Below are 14,955 nucleotides of genomic sequence, written 5' to 3' on the forward strand. Positions count from 1 at the left end.
TGTCCGGGTCACACAAGGGGGCTTCATGGCCAAAAGCAAGATGACTGTAGCCGAGATGATTGGGCTCTTCCTCACCCCTGACGCGCCTGTGCAGGTGACCGCCTTCGACGGGTCGGTCTTCGGGCAGGACCAGGCGCCGCTGCATCTGGAAGTCAAGAATTCCCGTGCCATGTACTACATCACGGAAAATCCCAACGACCTTGGTCTGGCCCGCGCCTACCTGCAGGGTGATCTGGATTCTCCCGAGCTGCTGCCAGGCAACCCCTACCAGGTCCTCAAGGAACTGATGGGGCTCAAGCACTTCGTCAAGCACCCCAGCAAGATGGAGCTGGCCCGGGCAGCTGCGGCCGTCTTCTCACACGGAGTGCGCGTGCCCGAGCCGCCGGCCATCGAAGGACCTTCCCTGGCCAAGCGACTGACCGAAGGCATCCGCCCCCACACCCGCCGGGGTGACGCAGCCACCGTCAGCTACCACTACGACCAGTCCAACGACTTCTACCGGCTCTTCCTGGGTTCCTCCATGACTTACACCTGCGCCGTCTTCGAGAAGGCCGACGGCAGCCTGGAGGATGCTCAGTGGCATAAGCTCAACATGGTCCTGGACAAGATGCACCTGAACAAGGGTGACCGTCTGCTGGACGTGGGCTGCGGCTGGGGCTCCATGGAGATCGCGGCCGCCCGCCGCGGCATCCACGTCATCGGCGTGACCTTGGCTGAGGAGCAGGTCGAGTGGGCCCAGAACTGGATTCGCCAGGAGGGCCTGCAGGATCTGGCCGAGGTCAGGCTGATGGACTACCGCGACGTACCCGAGTCCGGATTCGACGGAATCTGTTCCATCGGCATGATGGAGCACGTGGGCTACAAGCAGTACCCCTCCTACTTCAAGGAGATGATGGACAAGCTGCGTCCGGGCGGCATCCTGCTCAACCACCAAATCACCCGCACCAACTCCCACGACCACAAGCGGGCCGGCGGATTCATCGACCGCTACATCTTCCCCGACGGCGAGCTGGCCAGCCCGGCCGAGATCGAACTGGCCATCCAGGACACCGGCTTCGAGGTCATCACCCAGGAGAACCTGCGTCAGCACTATGCGCTGACCCTCAAGCACTGGACCGAGAACCTCCAGGAGCATTGGGACCAGGCCAAGCCCATGGTGGGCGCGCCCAAGGCGCGGCTCTGGGGCCTGTACATGGCCGGAGCGCGGCTCAACTTCGAGCTCGACAACATTCAGATACACCAGTTCCAGTGCATCAAGCCCGATCCCGAGACCGGCACGGACACCTATCCGCTGCGGCCCTGGTGGGATCGGTAGTATAAAGATCTGAAAAGGGGCGAGGAGTTGAATCCTCGCCCCTTTTTGTTTCCGCCGCCGTACAACCCAGTTTTCAGGACGACCTATCCGCCGAAGCCTCCAGCCGTGCCAGGTCCAGGGCCTTGTTGAAGGCGTCCGAGGTCCAGCTGGCCCCAGCCACCTTCTGCACCTTGAGGTCCCTGAGCGGGCGTCCTTGGACTACACCAGGCACAGCCTGAGCGAAGCGTTCCATGTGACCCCGCGAAATGGGCGAGTCCGAATGTCCCTGAACCTGGACCCGGGTCACCTGGCCTCCCGACAGATCCAGATCCACATCGATGCTGTCAGACCCGTCATGGCCGTACTTGCCCGTCAGAGCGTAGGTGCCGTCGTGATAGTTGCCCGTATCAGCCGGAGCGGTCGGCAGTCCATCGCGGGAGACGGCCGTGGGCTTGCCCTCGCCCGCCTCACCTGATCCTTCCGCTGACCCTGGAGCAGAGCTGGACTCGGCGCTCGATCCGGCGAACTCGTCGTCCATGGGTTTGGCCTGTTGGCTTCCGCAACCGCCTAGGAGGGAGCCGACCGCCACCAGGGTTGCCAATGTTGCCGAGGCCGTGACCAACCCCCGAGACTTGCTTGTGGCCATCTCAGCGTCCTCCTTCTGATTCAGCGGTCGATCCCGGCAGAGACCCACCTGTCTTGGCCATCTTAGTGGGGTCATGGAAGCCCACGGGAATATCCTGATCCTCGGTGTCGCCAGGAGCCCCACTGAAGGCCGGACGACCTCCGGCTGCCAGGTAGGCCCGCTTGGCCTCCTCATCATTCCACTGCTCGCCGGCCAGCACACCGTGGTTGAGCATGATCTCCCGCTGAGCACACGAGGCCACCAAGGCATCGTGGGTGACCACGATCAGGGAGGTCCCCTGATCATGCAATTGCCGGAAGAGGTCCAGCACAATCCGCTCATTGGCCTCGTCCAGGTTGCCAGTGGGCTCGTCAGCCAGAATCAGCTTGGGCTCGTTGATCAGCGCCCGGGCCACGCAGACCCGCTGCTGCTCGCCGCCCGAAAGCTGGCTGGGCAGATGGCGGGCTCGATCCGCCAGACCCACTCGATCCAGGGCCTTCATGGCCTGGTCCTCATCCACCACCGAGTGGTAGTACTGAGCCACCATGACGTTCTCCAGGGCGGTCAGATGCGGAACCAGGTAGAACTTCTGGAAGACCAGACCGATCACGTTCTTGCGCACATCGGCCAGCTGGGACTGGCTCAGATCCTCCAACGGCCGCCCCTGCAGGCGGACCGAGCCCCGGCTGGGCGTGTCCATGCAGCCCAGAATGTTCATCAGCGTGGTCTTGCCTGAGCCGGAGGACCCCACCACAGCCAGCCACTGACCCTGCGGGACGCTCAGATTCAGATCATCCAGGGCGTGCAGATCGCCGTAGATCTTGGAAACATGGTCCAGATCCAGCAGCATGTCGCCGCCCGACTGGGACTCGCTCGCCTTTGCCTGCGTCATTGTCATTCCTCCCTCAAAACCAGGGCCGGGTCGATACGCGAAGCCCGGAGGACCGGCCGGATGGATGCGATCATGGATATGGCCACGCTCAGCAGTACCGTGCCCAGGGCCAGCCACCAGTTGAAGCCCAGCGGCCGCTGGAAGACGGACAGGCAGAGCAACCGGGCGAAGCCATAGCCCAGGGCGGTACCGATCAGGCCTCCAGCCAATCCGTAGCAGGCCGACTCAGCCAAAAACTCCATGGCTATCCCCCGCGATGAGGCACCCAGGGCCTTGCGCAGGCCGATCTCGCTGCGCCGCTGGGAGACGATGGATGCCATGGTGGTCCCCACACCAACAAAGGTCAGGACCAGCACCACCACCGAAACCAGCCAGAAGAGCGACTGGAGCATGGCGATGGTGTGGCTGTCGCCTGCTGTGATCCTGGTGACCGGTCGAGCCTTGACCCCCATGGAGGTCATGTCGTTGATGCTGGCAGCGATGGTCTTCAGCCCCGAAGTCATGGTGTTGACCGAGTATTCGATGACATCAGTGCCCCGCTTGGCCCCGGTCAGGAGCTCCAGGTCAGCCAGGTCGGCGTAAATGATCCGATCTTCAGAACCGCCAGTATCGACAATGCCTCCCACACGAAAGTCACGACCCTGCCCCCCGGCCTTGCCTGTGGCGGTGACCTTTCCAGCGGGGTAACCAATAGTTATCTGCTTGCCGGTGGTCAGCCCCAGTGAATCTGCCAGATCCCGCCCTACCATGACTGAACCGGACTGCGGCCAGGATCCCTCAACACTCCAGTGGCGGTTGAGCTGACGCACCTGGTCGGGGTGGATGCCGGCCATCTCGCGGGCGCCGGCATTGACCTGCACCGTCTCATATCGATAGGTGGCGTACCGGGCCGGGGCCTTGGCAGTCACCATGTGGGTGGTGTGATCCACCATGCCCTGTTCGATGCCGGAGCCGGACCGGTTGCCCCCCTGAATGGGCGAGACGACCAGATTGGCCCCGTAGGAGCGCATCTCCTGGTTGATCTGCCTGGGAGCCTCGATACAAACCGCCGCCAGGCAGAAGAGGGTGGCCGCACCCACCAGGGAGGCTACAACAGCCATCAGGGCCCGGCCCCGACGACGGAAGACGGCCCCAAAGAGCATGGTCAGGAACATGCGGGTATTGGTCATATGGCTTGTATGGCGATCAGCGGCCATGAAGCACCTCCGCCGGCCGAAGCCGCAGAATCGATCTGATGGACGAGATGGATGCCAGCAGCACGGTCAGGGCCAGCAGCACGAAGACCAGCACAAAGACCATGGGCCTCATGGTGATACCCGAGCCGAAGACCACCCTGCCTACGATCTGGGCCACGCCGGAACCCAGCAGAGCGCCGACCAGAGCTCCGGCCAGGGCGATCAGGGCCGTCTCGGCCAGCACCAGTCTGGACACGGCCCCATCGGTGGCGCCCAAGGCCTTGAGCAGGGCGAACTCCGAGGACCGCTCGCTTATGGAGGACGCCATCAGGTTGGCCACGGCGATGGCTGCCGCCAGCAGGCTGAGCACGGTCATCAGGATCATGACTGCCTGGGTCTTCTGCAGGACATCGCCCTGCAGGGCTGCCACCTGTCTGACCTGCTTGGCCATGGACCCGGGGATGGCCTCCTCGATCTGGTAGGCGATGGAGGACGGATAAGCCGTGCAGTACCAGGTCTCCCACTCGTCCTGGGAGAGGGCAGCTGGGTTTCGTGCGGCCTTGCGGGCCAGGTCGTTCTCGGGCGTGGTCAGGGCCTTGACTTCCACCTGATCGATCTGATCGGTCAGGCCGGACATCTCCTGCAACGCCTTGGTGGGCAGGTAGAGGGAGGAGGCATCAGCATCACCGGAGTCGAAGATGCCCACAATGGTGACGGTCTGCTGTTTACCATCCAGACCCACCTTGACCTGGTCGCCGACCTGACGGCCACCCAGTCGTGCAGCCAGCTCTTTGCCCATCATGGCCTCGGTCCTGCCGCCGGACCCAGCCTCGTCCTTGGGCCAGCGTCCTTGAACCTTCCACCAGGGCCGAAGGCCTTTCAGACCTGCGGTGCTGCTCTCGCCGCTGTCTACCTTGACGGTCCGGCCGAACCAGGTGCCCACCAGGGGGGCGCCGACCTGGTCTACGGTGCCGCGCAGATCCAGGCGGGGGGCAAAGTCGGTGATGTTGTAGGCCCAGAAGATGGTCTTGATCTTGGGCACCTGGGACTCCTTGAGGAAGGCTGTCGGCGTTGACTCGTCGCCTGATGGGCCGCCCTCCTGGTCGCCGTAGAGGTCGGAGACCACGGCATCAGCCTTGGCCTGGACCGTGATGTTGGATCCGTAGGTGGACAGTTCTGCGTTGAGCTTGTCGCCAACGTCAAAGACCACCCCCAGCATGGCCGTAGCCACGCAGGCCGACAGGCAGACCGTGACGGCAATGAGCATTCTTCGCCCGAACTGGCGGCTGAATGACCGCAGCATCATTCGCATGAAGAACATACCAACCGCTCCTTCCCTTTTTCAGCTCTTGAAGTGCGAAGACAGCGCATCCAGATCGGCGGTGCTGATCAGTATGGCGCCCCGGCCGGTCTTGTAAGGCAAGGGAACGGGATTGCAGCCGCCCTTGAACCCGATGGTGGCCAGGTTGATGGCTACGTCGCACTTCTTGCAGATGATCTTGCCGTCTTTTTCGTAATAACCCGCATCCCCGCAGTTCTCGCAGGCATCCAGCCCGACTCCGTAGGCCGCGCCATTCTTGCGGATGATGATAAAGCGCATCTCGGTGCCATCCTTGGCCCGGTAGCTGAATCGATGCAGGTGGCCATCCTCCACCTGGGAGAAACGAATGGTGGCCGTATCGGAGGTCAAGGAATACTTCTCCGGAGGCGAGAGCACAGGCACCTGGTGGGCCTTGGCAGTACCCACCGTGAGGGCCAGGGTGACACCGATCATGGCCACCAGGCTCCAGACCGCTGATGCCAGGGCCCTTCGGCGGAAGGCCCGGTGACTGCGGTCGTCGGCTGTAGAAGCTCCGGTCACCGGCATGCGCCAGCCTGCAACCAGGCAGGCGAAGACTGGAATGATGAAGACCAGAACCTGGGCAAGAACCAGGATCAGGTCGGCGTTGTATCCCAGGGCCATGACCCGGAAGGCCCAGCCGTGCAGAAGAACCAGGCCGGTGGTCTGCATCAGGGCCACCAGGGCTACGCCGTGCCGAAGCAGCAGCAAGACCACCATGAGTAGGGCGGCCAGACGGAAGGCTATCCGGGGGCAGGAAGTATGCATGGTCCTCAGAATGGCAGCCACTATCACAGCGGCAGCCAGACCAAGCAGGAAGCCCAGGGCCCTCAGAAGCATGGCCGAGGTCATCACCGGCTCCCCCGGCTCCACAAAAGCCGTAAGCTGCAGGATGACATCGGGCAGGGCACGGAAGGTGGTCAGGGCTATGGCCAGGGCCGCCAGGGCGTTGGCCAGATCCATGGCCCAAGGGCGGCGGTGCCAGTCTGAAACCAGCCGATCGGCGACCAGCACCACCGCAATAGCCGCCAGATCGGTCAGAACGCAGGCTACCAGGGTCGGGTAGTTGACCATGGTTCGCCGGTTGATGATCACGGTGGCGCGCAGGAGGGCAAAAACTAGCGCTCCCAGCACGCCAACCCCCAGGCCAATCAGCCGCCAGGAGGAGGAACGCGGCCGATCGCGGCCCTCGCCCACCCCCAGCAGCACGCTGAAAACCATGACCAGGAGGGCCGGGGCCAGCGTCCCCGGCAAGACCGTGACAAATTGCTCAAGCATGGTGCATAGCAGCTTACCACTGGTGGGGCGTGTAGTCCCAGTCCCAGCTGACCACGATGGGCTCGGTCCAGAAGTGTCCCTTCACGCCGGTCTCCGGGTCGACGTGCAGCATCCAGCCCTTCTTCTCAGGAGAGTCGATGGAATAGGTCAGCTTGTAGGATCCGGCCTTCTCCATCTTGATGTTGGCTCCGTAATGCGGCCCGTCCGAGGCGTTCATCTGCATAAAGGTGCCGGACTGCTTGTCGTTGGGGTCATCCTTGTTCTGGATGGTGTAGTTGACGGTCAGATCCGGAACGAACTCCCCCTTGGCATAGCCCAGGTTGTTGTTGGGCAGGGCGTGGATATCAGCCTCCAGATGCAGGCTGGCATCAGCAGCCTTCAGCCCCATGGATGCAGGCTCCATGTCGATGGGCTGGAAGAAGACCGTGCCGATGTTCAGAGGGCCCTTCTGCTGATCGTCGGGCGGGATGGGGATCTCTTCGAACCCGGCCCCCTTGCCCGCCGAGGACTGGGAGGCACCGGAGGCCTCAGGCGCGGGCGCCTCACGGGTGCCTGACCCGCTGGAGCCGCACCCCGCCAGGGCCAGGGTGCCTGAGAGCACCAGCGCGACCAGGGCGGTCAATTGTCTCTTCTTCATGATTGTCCTTCGCTCTTTGGTGTTTGCATGGATGCCGTGACCTCAGAGGGCACAGCCCCTTCGGCAGCCTGCTCGGTTTCCGCCTGGTGGGCGGTTGCCGACGTTGACCTGCCGGAGTCCTGATTCGACTGCGCCTGCTCCTGCTTGTGCAGGCGGTGGGTCGACACAATTGCCAGCACGACCACGACCAAGGCCGCCAGGATCTGGGCGCCGATGGTCTGCGTGTATGGATACAGCCCGATCCAGTCGCTGGTGGGCACCCCGGGCAGGTAGGTGGCCGGCACCAGGTCGCCCTCGATCAGGGCATGGACGCCGCCCCCGGCGAAGATGACCACCATAACCGCCATGAGCAGGCTGGTGATGATGAAGAAGGGCCGGATGGGAATCTTGACCGAGGTGAAGCGGATGAGCACGAAGACGATGACCAGGACCACGGCGGCTGCCGCAAAACCGGTCCAGATCTCCCGTGAGCCGCCAGGGGCCATGGCGAAAATGGCCTGGTAGAACATGACCGTCTCAGCCCCCTCCCGGAAGACCGCCAGGAAGGAGAGCAGGGCCAGGGAGATCACACTGCCCTTCGAGATAGCAGCCACCGTCCGGCTTTGAATGTAGTGGTTCCAGGATTCCACAGAGGACTTGGACAGCATCCAGTTGCTGGTGTAGAGCAGCATGAGCATGGCCACCAAGGCCACCACGCCCTCCAGGATCTCCTGCTGGGGACCGTTCCCGTTGAAGAGCAGGGTGAAGAGCAGGGCCACCAGCCCGCTGGCCACCAGACCTGCCGCAATGCCCCAGTAGATGTGCCGAACCTTGTCTTTATGACCGGACTTGACCAGGTAGGCGATAATGGCCGCCACCACCAGGATGGCCTCCAGCCCCTCCCGCAGCAGGACCACAAAGGCCTGGCCGAAGGCGGAGGTCAGGAAGGACGTCCACCCATTGACCTGGTCCGCGGCGCCTCCATCCAGAATGGCTGCATCCTCGATCAACATGCTTTTCAGGTCGTTCACCAGGGTCTTGGCCGGCTTACCCGCCACCATGGCCATCCGGGTCTCCTTGAACTGGTATTCCACCTGAGAGACCCTGTTGCCGCTGATGGCGTTCATGACGTTTTTCTCGAAGCCCAGCTTTTCGTAATACTGGTAATAAGCCTTGTTGACCAGGTCGGATCCCGCCTGGCCCTGTCCCTTGGATGCTTGCGCGAGCGCCTGATCCAGAATGGGCGTCATCTCGTGGGCCACCTGGGTCCAGGTCCGATTGCCCTTGCCGGTGTTCCGATGCTTCTTGGCCGCATCCAGCCGTCGACGGTCAGCCTTGATCTGCTCCTGCTGAGCCTTGGCATAGGCGCGGGGATTGGCCAGCCCCTGGGTGGCATCCAGCTGGGAGGCCGCAGCAGCCAGATCGGCCTTGAGCTTTTCACAGCCCTGGGTCAGGGCCTGCCCGGCATCAGGGGCGTAGGCCTGGCTCTGCAGGGCCTGGAACTGCCCGTCCAGAGCATTGCGTCTGTCCTGCCCCAGGGTCGACTCCACGACCGAGACGAATCCTGAACCCACGTAGCCCACGTTGTAGGCTCCCATGAATTGCGAGGCCGCCCCGGCACGATCCCCCCGGGCGTAGTCCTCACACCCTCTATCCAGCTGGCGAGATACAGAGCCAGCCACTTGGGCCCAGTTGTCATAATCCGTGGCTCCGCTCGCCGCCATGGCCGACTGCGGGGTCTGCAGGAACAGGAATATCAGAGCCAACAGCAGGTATGAGAGCAGGGAGCCAGCGGTCCTGGCCACTCGCGTCCTGCAGACCTGTGCAACCATGGGCGATGATCTCCTTCGTCAGTCCCTCGTTATCAAGCCTGCGAGAAACGAAGGCCGATTTGACAAGTACCGAAAATCAATCTAGCCCAAGCACAAGCGGAAAAACAGACTTGTTTATAGTGTTTTGAGGCCATATAATGCGCCCACGCTCGCAGACGGTCAGTCGACCGACAACGGCTCACCCCTGTGCTTCCACAGGCAGATGCCGCCGAAGACCAGCAGCCAGACCAATCCCAGTATGGCCGGATACCGGGTGTCGGGAGCCAGGAAGAGCGAGAGATAGATCAGGACGAAGAAGGCGATGGTAACGGCTCCAGTCACCCGGTAGGCCGGCATGAGGAACCCATCAGGCATGAAGTCCGGGCTGGTCCGGTAGCGACGGTGAGCCAGCAGGGTCAGGATGTAGATGAAGATGATGACCGCGCTGGAGCAGGAGGTGAACAGGACGAAGGTGTCCTCGAAGCCGGGCAACAGATGCAGCACCGGGGATAAGAGGATCAACACCCCGGACAGAATGATGGCCCGGGCAGGCACCTTGCCGCGGCGTGAAATCGTATGCAGGCTGCGCATCACCGGAGAGTGGCCGGCGGCGGCCAGCTGGAAGAGGTTGCGGCCGGCGGAATAGAGCAGGGAGTTCAGCGAGGAGCTGGCTGCCGTGATAACCACGAAAAAGACCAGGGCGGCCGCCCAGTCGACCCCGGCATAGCGGAAGACCATGACGAATGGCGAGGTGAAGCTGCCGTCGGCGTTGGGACGGAAGGAGCGCCAGGGCACGATCAGCATGATGGCGACCAGGGCGCCCACGTAGAAGATCAGCACCCTCAGGATGATCTGATTGATGGCCTTGGGCAGGACCTTGCGGGGATTCTGGGTCTCGGAGACGGTGACCCCCACGAATTCGATCATCTCGTAGGCGAAGAAGACCATCTGGAAGCTCATGAAGAAGGCCATCCACCCGTTGGGCGCCAGGCTCAGACCGGTGGTGATGTTGTCCAGGCCCGCATGGCCGGCCGGGCTGATCCGATCCTGTCCCGGCATGTGAACCGCCGGATAGTGGAAGCCTGTGATGACCATGACCACGGCCGTGACAATCATGGCCAGGATCAGGGTGATCTTGATCATGGAAAACCAGAACTCGGTCTCCCCGAAGACCCGCACGGCAATCAGGTTGATGCACACCATGGCCGCCAGGAAGCAGAGCTCGATCAGGCCCCGCCAGGCGCTCAGATCGATGCCGAAGGTGCCGAAGAAGGTGACGAAGTAGGTGCCCACGGCAGTCAGCTCGGACATGCCGATCAGGATGAGCACGATCCAGTAGGACCAGCCGGCGAAGGATCCCCACCCCTGGCCCAGGTAGCGGCTGATGAAGGCGATGAAGGTGTGCTGGACGGGGCTGCGATACATGAGCTCGCCGATGGCCCGCATGAGCAGGTACATGATCACGCCGACACCGATATAGACCAGGATGATGGAGGGACCGGTCAGGGCTATGGACTTGCCCGACCCCAGGAAGAGCCCGGTGCCGATGGTGCCCCCGATGGCAATGAACTGTACATGACGGTTGCTCAGACCGCGTTCCATGCCGTCGCCTGCCGAGGCGCTGTCACCTTGATTCTGCTGCGCCAAAGGGCCATTGCCCGTACGGTTCATGCGACTGCACCTCCTTGTCTTCACAACCCATTAATCATCGCCGTCCAGGAAGGGGTATCCCATCAAGGCCGGTAGGACAGCAATACCACAGAGGTGTCGATAACCGGGAGCAGACGGCAGGCACCGACGCCCATGGTAGGACCCAACGGTCACGATTCGGTGAATTGACCGTCTCATATGGCGGACGTCTCTGTTCCACAATGCAAAGGCATGCTCATTCCGCTCGGACCGGCTCCTATAGGGTTGGCCCTGTCAGCCGGTCACATTCAGCTGACAACTACCACCTAAGGAATGACATCCCCATGGATCAACCCAAGGAGTCGCAGGGCAAGAACCTGCGCAAAACCCTGAAGAACAGGCACATCCAGCTCATCTCGCTGGGCGGCGCCATAGGGACGGGACTCTTCTACGGGTCCGGGGAATCCATCTCATTGGCAGGGCCGGCCATCATCATCGCCTATCTGATAGGCGGTCTGGCCATCTTCATGATCGTCAGGGCCATGAGCGAAATGAGCGTGGAAGACCCCAAGTCCGGCGCTTTCAGCTACTACGCCACCCGCTACTGGTCCAAGCGTGCGGGCTTCGTGTCGGGATGGAACTACTGGATGAACTACGTCCTGGTATCCATGGTCGAACTCTCCGTGGTGGGCACCTTCGTCAACTTCTGGTTCCCGGCAATCCCCGCCTGGGTCTCTGCGGCCTTCTTCCTGGTGGTCATCACAGCGGCCAATCTGATGGGAGTCAGCAAGTTCGGCGAGTTCGAGTTCTGGTTCGCCATCATCAAGATCGCGGCCATCGTCGCCATGATCATCGGCGGCCTGGCCGTCGTGGTCATGGCCCTGCCCACGGCCAACGGACTGCGGGCCTCCTTCGCCAATTGGTTCACCGTGGGCGGCGGGTTCCTGCCCAACGGACTCATGCGTCACGGGGCCAATGGCCAGTGGACCGGTCTGCTCATGTCGCTGGCGGTGGTCATGTTCAGCTTCGGCGGCACCGAGCTGATCGGCATCACCGCCGGGGAGGCCTCCGATCCCCGTCGGACCATCCCCAAGGCCACCAACGCCATCATCTGGAGGATTCTGGTCTTCTACATCCTGACGCTTGGGGTGATCATGGCCGTAGTCCCCTGGAATGCCATCGGCAAGCCCAACGCACAGGGCATGGTCGTCAGCCCCTTCGTCCAGATATTCGACTCGGTGGGAGTCCACGCGGCCGCAGGCATCCTCAACTTCGTCTGCCTGACTGCGGTCATGAGCGTCTACAACTCGGCCCTCTACTCCAACTCCCGCATGCTCTTCTCCCTGGCCCGGCAGGGCAATGCCCCCAAGTACCTGAGCCGCCTGTCCAAGGGAGGCGTGCCCTACGCAGGAGTGCTGACCTCGGCCTGCATCATCGCCCTGGCCGTGGTCGTGGTCTTCCTCTGGCCCCAGTTCGCCTTCAACTACCTGATGAGTATCGCCACAATCTCAGCCATCATCAATTGGTCCATGATCATGGTGACCGAGATGCTCTTCCGGCGCGCCGTAGCCCGAGGCGAGGGCCCCGGCGACTTAGAGGGCAAGACCGGCGACAGCGCTCTGAACGCCCTGCACTTCAAGCTGCCCTTTGCCCGGGTGACCCCCTGGGCGGTTCTGGCCTTCCTAGCCATGATCGTCGTGCTCATGTGCTTCTCGCCCAGCTACCGGGTGGCCGTCATCGCCGGGCCCATCTGGTTGATCGTCCTTCTGACGGCCTATCAGCTGACCCAGCGGCGAGCCTAAATGACAGATCAATAAACAGAGGCAACTGTCACCCCAGTATGAACGGTTGCCTCTGCTCAGCATTGAGCACAATTCGCTGATATCATGCAGATTCTCGTTCGACTACCCACAAGGTGGCATCGTTGCGCTCAACTGGAGCCGGTCTTGCAGACGAGTTACATGCCGCAACAATGCTATCGAGATATGCAGGGATGATGCTGTCGTAATCGATGCTGGTCAATGCAGGCTGCAGATAAGCACTGATTGGCTCATTGTCCACTCCAATTATGCGCATATCTTGAGGAACCCGTATACCTTGCTTTTGTGCTTGAGCCATAATCGGAGCAGCATGCTCATCATTGAAAGCACAGACCCCGTCACATTCTGCCTCTCTAAGCCTCTCGACCATCAATTTTGCCGACTGGCCGTTGTCGTGAAGAGAAATACTTCCATTGGAGACCAGTTCAAGACCTGCTGCCTCCAGGGCTCTACGAACACCCTTTATACGATCGTTCATCATGGCGCTACTACTCGGAGTCGCAGTCCCTACATAGGCAATCTTGTCACACCCTTTATTCAATAAATAATTCGCTTGAACTGTACCGAGCTGGACCTGGAAATCGGCAAACAACTGAATGGGTTGGCCCTTTATTTCCTCTTTATTCTGCGGCCTAAAAAACTCTACAACAGGTATACCCATTTGCTGTAGCATGGCTTTGTCGTCGACACTCAGATCAAAAAAAGGCACGACTACGCTCGGAGTTATCTCCCACAAGAGCTGACGGAGCGGAGTGGTTGAACCCGCAGTTCTCGAGAAGATGCAGACCAGGCCTCGATCATGAAGTTTCTCGCTCAAGGAGCTCCATGCTTCATCCGCACGGGAGGAAGGCTCAGCATTAACTGTCAGACAGAGCACAATTGATCCTTTGCCCTTTCTCAAGGTCCTTGCTGCTGCAGATGGAATGAATTCAAGCTCCTTAGCTGCCTGAAGAACCTTCTTGCGGGTCTGCTCAGGAATGTTAGCGGCGTGGTGATTAAGCACCAAGCTGACCGTTGTCCTGGAAACGCCAGCTCGATTTGCCACATCCTGACTTTTCGCCTTTCGTCTGCTCATACGGATGCCCCTCTACACCTCTATTTGACAAAATCCTAGATTAGTTTATTATAACTTAGTAACACGTGTTACTAATACGTGTTACTTGCGAGGATGCAAGATGAGCGAAGGAGATCAACTGTGAAAAACGAGGAAGCGGTCAGCGTCAGACGCCCCGTAAGCGTCACACGGATTCTTGTACTTCTGTTCCCAGCCATAGTTGGACTATATGGGGTGTACCAAGCAATCAATCAAGTTCTATTGCCTGCTCAGATCGTCAGCATCAATGCGACCAATAAGGTCCATGACACAGCCGTGGCTTCACTGGTCGAGTCAATCGTTGGCACTGTGATCCTTCCCATTGGCGCTGCTATTTCAGACAGAACACGTTCGAGGTTTGGGAAGCGGACGCCCTGGCTGATGTTCTCCGCAATAGGCACAGCACTCATGTGTGTTGGAATGGGCATGATGACCAGCATCGCCATGGTTATTGTTTTCGCGGGTTTGGTCTGGTTTTTCGCCAACTGGTTTCAGGGCGTTATCTACGCGGTAATTCCCGACCGGATTCCTGAGGAGAACCGCGGAGTGGCTTCTTCGGTCACTGGCTTGGGTCTTCCGTTTGGCATCCTAATTTTCGTCAACGTGGTATCGCGAACCGGCCAGCACTGGGGATATGTGATCATCGGAGCTTTCATTCTTCTCGCTTCACTTCTGTTCTGCCTTTTCGCCCCAGAAGCCCCGTCCTTGGATATGCCTAAACCAGCAAAAAAGCAACGTTCCAGTTGGAGTCTCAATGCTGTAGGACATTTCTTCTCCGCATTTCTCCACTGGGACTTCTCTATGGCTTTTCTGTCAAGGTTCGCTTTCTACTTTGCGTCTTTTGCAATATCCAATTTCACATTCTTTATTCTGACTGACTACATTGGCACTAAAAACCTCCCTGGCAATAACGCCACGGCAGGGGTTGCCACGGTTTCGACCATCTCCACCATTGCCCAGATAATCGCAATTGTGGTCTTCGGCAAGGTGGCAGATCTCCTCAACCGCAGAAAACTGATTGTCGCACTATCCTCATTAGTCTTCATGGCTTCATTCATCGTCCCACTGGTCATGCATAGCTGGACAGGAATGCTGATTTACGCGGCCATCAATGGGGCGGCAGGTGGTGTCTACTTCGCCGTAGATATTGCGGTTATGTCCTTGGTTCTGCCCAATAAGGCCAACGAGGGCAGGGACCTTGGCATCCTAGCCATTGCCACCTCGGTGCCGGCAGCAGTAGCCCCCCTGATAGGTTCCACGCTGATTAATGCCACCGGCTCCTATGTGTCTGTCTTCGTGTTTGGCATCGTGACTTCGTTGCTCGGCGGAATTTTTGCGATGCTGATTCGCTCGGTTAGGTGACTGTAGTACTTAAAAATTACT

The 14,955-nt window shown here is 60.5% G+C and carries 12 protein-coding genes; 3 read left to right on the top strand and 9 right to left on the bottom strand.

Going from position 1 to position 14,955, the window contains the following annotated elements; translation table 11 throughout:
• Positions 1 to 25: 25 nt before the first annotated feature.
• The gene (locus LPC22_RS07160) at positions 26 to 1,315 is read left to right on the top strand and encodes a class I SAM-dependent methyltransferase (protein ID WP_024627059.1); all 1,290 of its coding nucleotides are present in this window, start codon (positions 26 to 28) and stop codon (positions 1,313 to 1,315) included.
• Positions 1,316 to 1,388: 73 nt separating this feature from the next.
• On the opposite strand, the gene LPC22_RS07165 is transcribed toward LPC22_RS07160, so the two are convergent.
• From LPC22_RS07165 to LPC22_RS07200, 8 genes are all read right to left on the bottom strand, one after another.
• Positions 1,389 to 1,940 carry an FMN-binding protein gene (locus tag LPC22_RS07165; RefSeq protein WP_229133299.1) on the bottom strand — a complete coding sequence of 184 codons (552 nt, stop codon included), beginning with the start codon at positions 1,938 to 1,940 and terminating at the stop codon, positions 1,389 to 1,391.
• Between the two features lies 1 nt (position 1,941).
• A complete protein-coding gene (locus LPC22_RS07170) occupies positions 1,942 to 2,769 on the bottom strand; it encodes an ABC transporter ATP-binding protein (RefSeq protein ID WP_229133358.1) in 828 nt (275 codons plus the stop codon).
• A 44-nt stretch (positions 2,770 to 2,813) separates the two neighbouring features.
• Positions 2,814 to 3,980 (bottom strand): ABC transporter permease, encoded by a 1,167-nt coding sequence (locus LPC22_RS07175; RefSeq protein ID WP_183129821.1) that lies wholly within the window; start codon positions 3,978 to 3,980, stop codon positions 2,814 to 2,816.
• Between the two features lie 16 nt (positions 3,981 to 3,996).
• A complete protein-coding gene (locus tag LPC22_RS07180) occupies positions 3,997 to 5,307 on the bottom strand; it encodes an ABC transporter permease (RefSeq protein WP_121914906.1) in 1,311 nt (436 codons plus the stop codon).
• A 21-nt stretch (positions 5,308 to 5,328) separates the two neighbouring features.
• A complete protein-coding gene (locus LPC22_RS07185; protein ID WP_229133300.1) occupies positions 5,329 to 6,603 on the bottom strand; it encodes a DUF2318 domain-containing protein in 1,275 nt (424 codons plus the stop codon).
• A 13-nt stretch (positions 6,604 to 6,616) separates the two neighbouring features.
• Positions 6,617 to 7,240, bottom strand: coding sequence for an iron transporter (locus tag LPC22_RS07190; protein WP_029678340.1), 624 nt, complete (start codon positions 7,238 to 7,240; stop codon positions 6,617 to 6,619).
• Positions 7,237 to 9,051 carry an FTR1 family iron permease gene (locus tag LPC22_RS07195; protein WP_229133301.1) on the bottom strand — a complete coding sequence of 605 codons (1,815 nt, stop codon included), beginning with the start codon at positions 9,049 to 9,051 and terminating at the stop codon, positions 7,237 to 7,239. Before LPC22_RS07195 ends, LPC22_RS07190 begins: the two co-directional genes overlap by 4 nt.
• Before the next feature lie 159 nt (positions 9,052 to 9,210).
• Positions 9,211 to 10,701 (bottom strand): amino acid permease, encoded by a 1,491-nt coding sequence (locus tag LPC22_RS07200; RefSeq protein WP_229133302.1) that lies wholly within the window; start codon positions 10,699 to 10,701, stop codon positions 9,211 to 9,213.
• A 302-nt stretch (positions 10,702 to 11,003) separates the two neighbouring features.
• Here LPC22_RS07200 and LPC22_RS07205 point away from each other — a divergent pair, with 302 nt between their 5' ends.
• Entirely contained in the window at positions 11,004 to 12,461 is a 1,458-nt protein-coding gene (locus tag LPC22_RS07205; RefSeq protein WP_229133303.1) for an amino acid permease, read from the top strand.
• A gap of 82 nt (positions 12,462 to 12,543) precedes the next feature.
• Here the strand turns inward: LPC22_RS07205 and LPC22_RS07210 are convergent, their stop codons facing one another.
• Positions 12,544 to 13,554 carry a LacI family DNA-binding transcriptional regulator gene (locus LPC22_RS07210; RefSeq protein WP_229133304.1) on the bottom strand — a complete coding sequence of 337 codons (1,011 nt, stop codon included), beginning with the start codon at positions 13,552 to 13,554 and terminating at the stop codon, positions 12,544 to 12,546.
• A gap of 120 nt (positions 13,555 to 13,674) precedes the next feature.
• Here LPC22_RS07210 and LPC22_RS07215 point away from each other — a divergent pair, with 120 nt between their 5' ends.
• On the top strand, positions 13,675 to 14,934 hold the full coding sequence (locus tag LPC22_RS07215) for an MFS transporter (protein WP_229133305.1): 1,260 nt from the start codon (positions 13,675 to 13,677) through the stop codon (positions 14,932 to 14,934).
• Positions 14,935 to 14,955: the final 21 nt, after the last annotated feature.

The organism is Bifidobacterium mizhiense (assembly GCF_020884755.1).
In the GTDB taxonomy this organism is placed as follows: Bacteria; Actinomycetota; Actinomycetes; order Actinomycetales; family Bifidobacteriaceae; genus Bombiscardovia; species Bombiscardovia mizhiensis.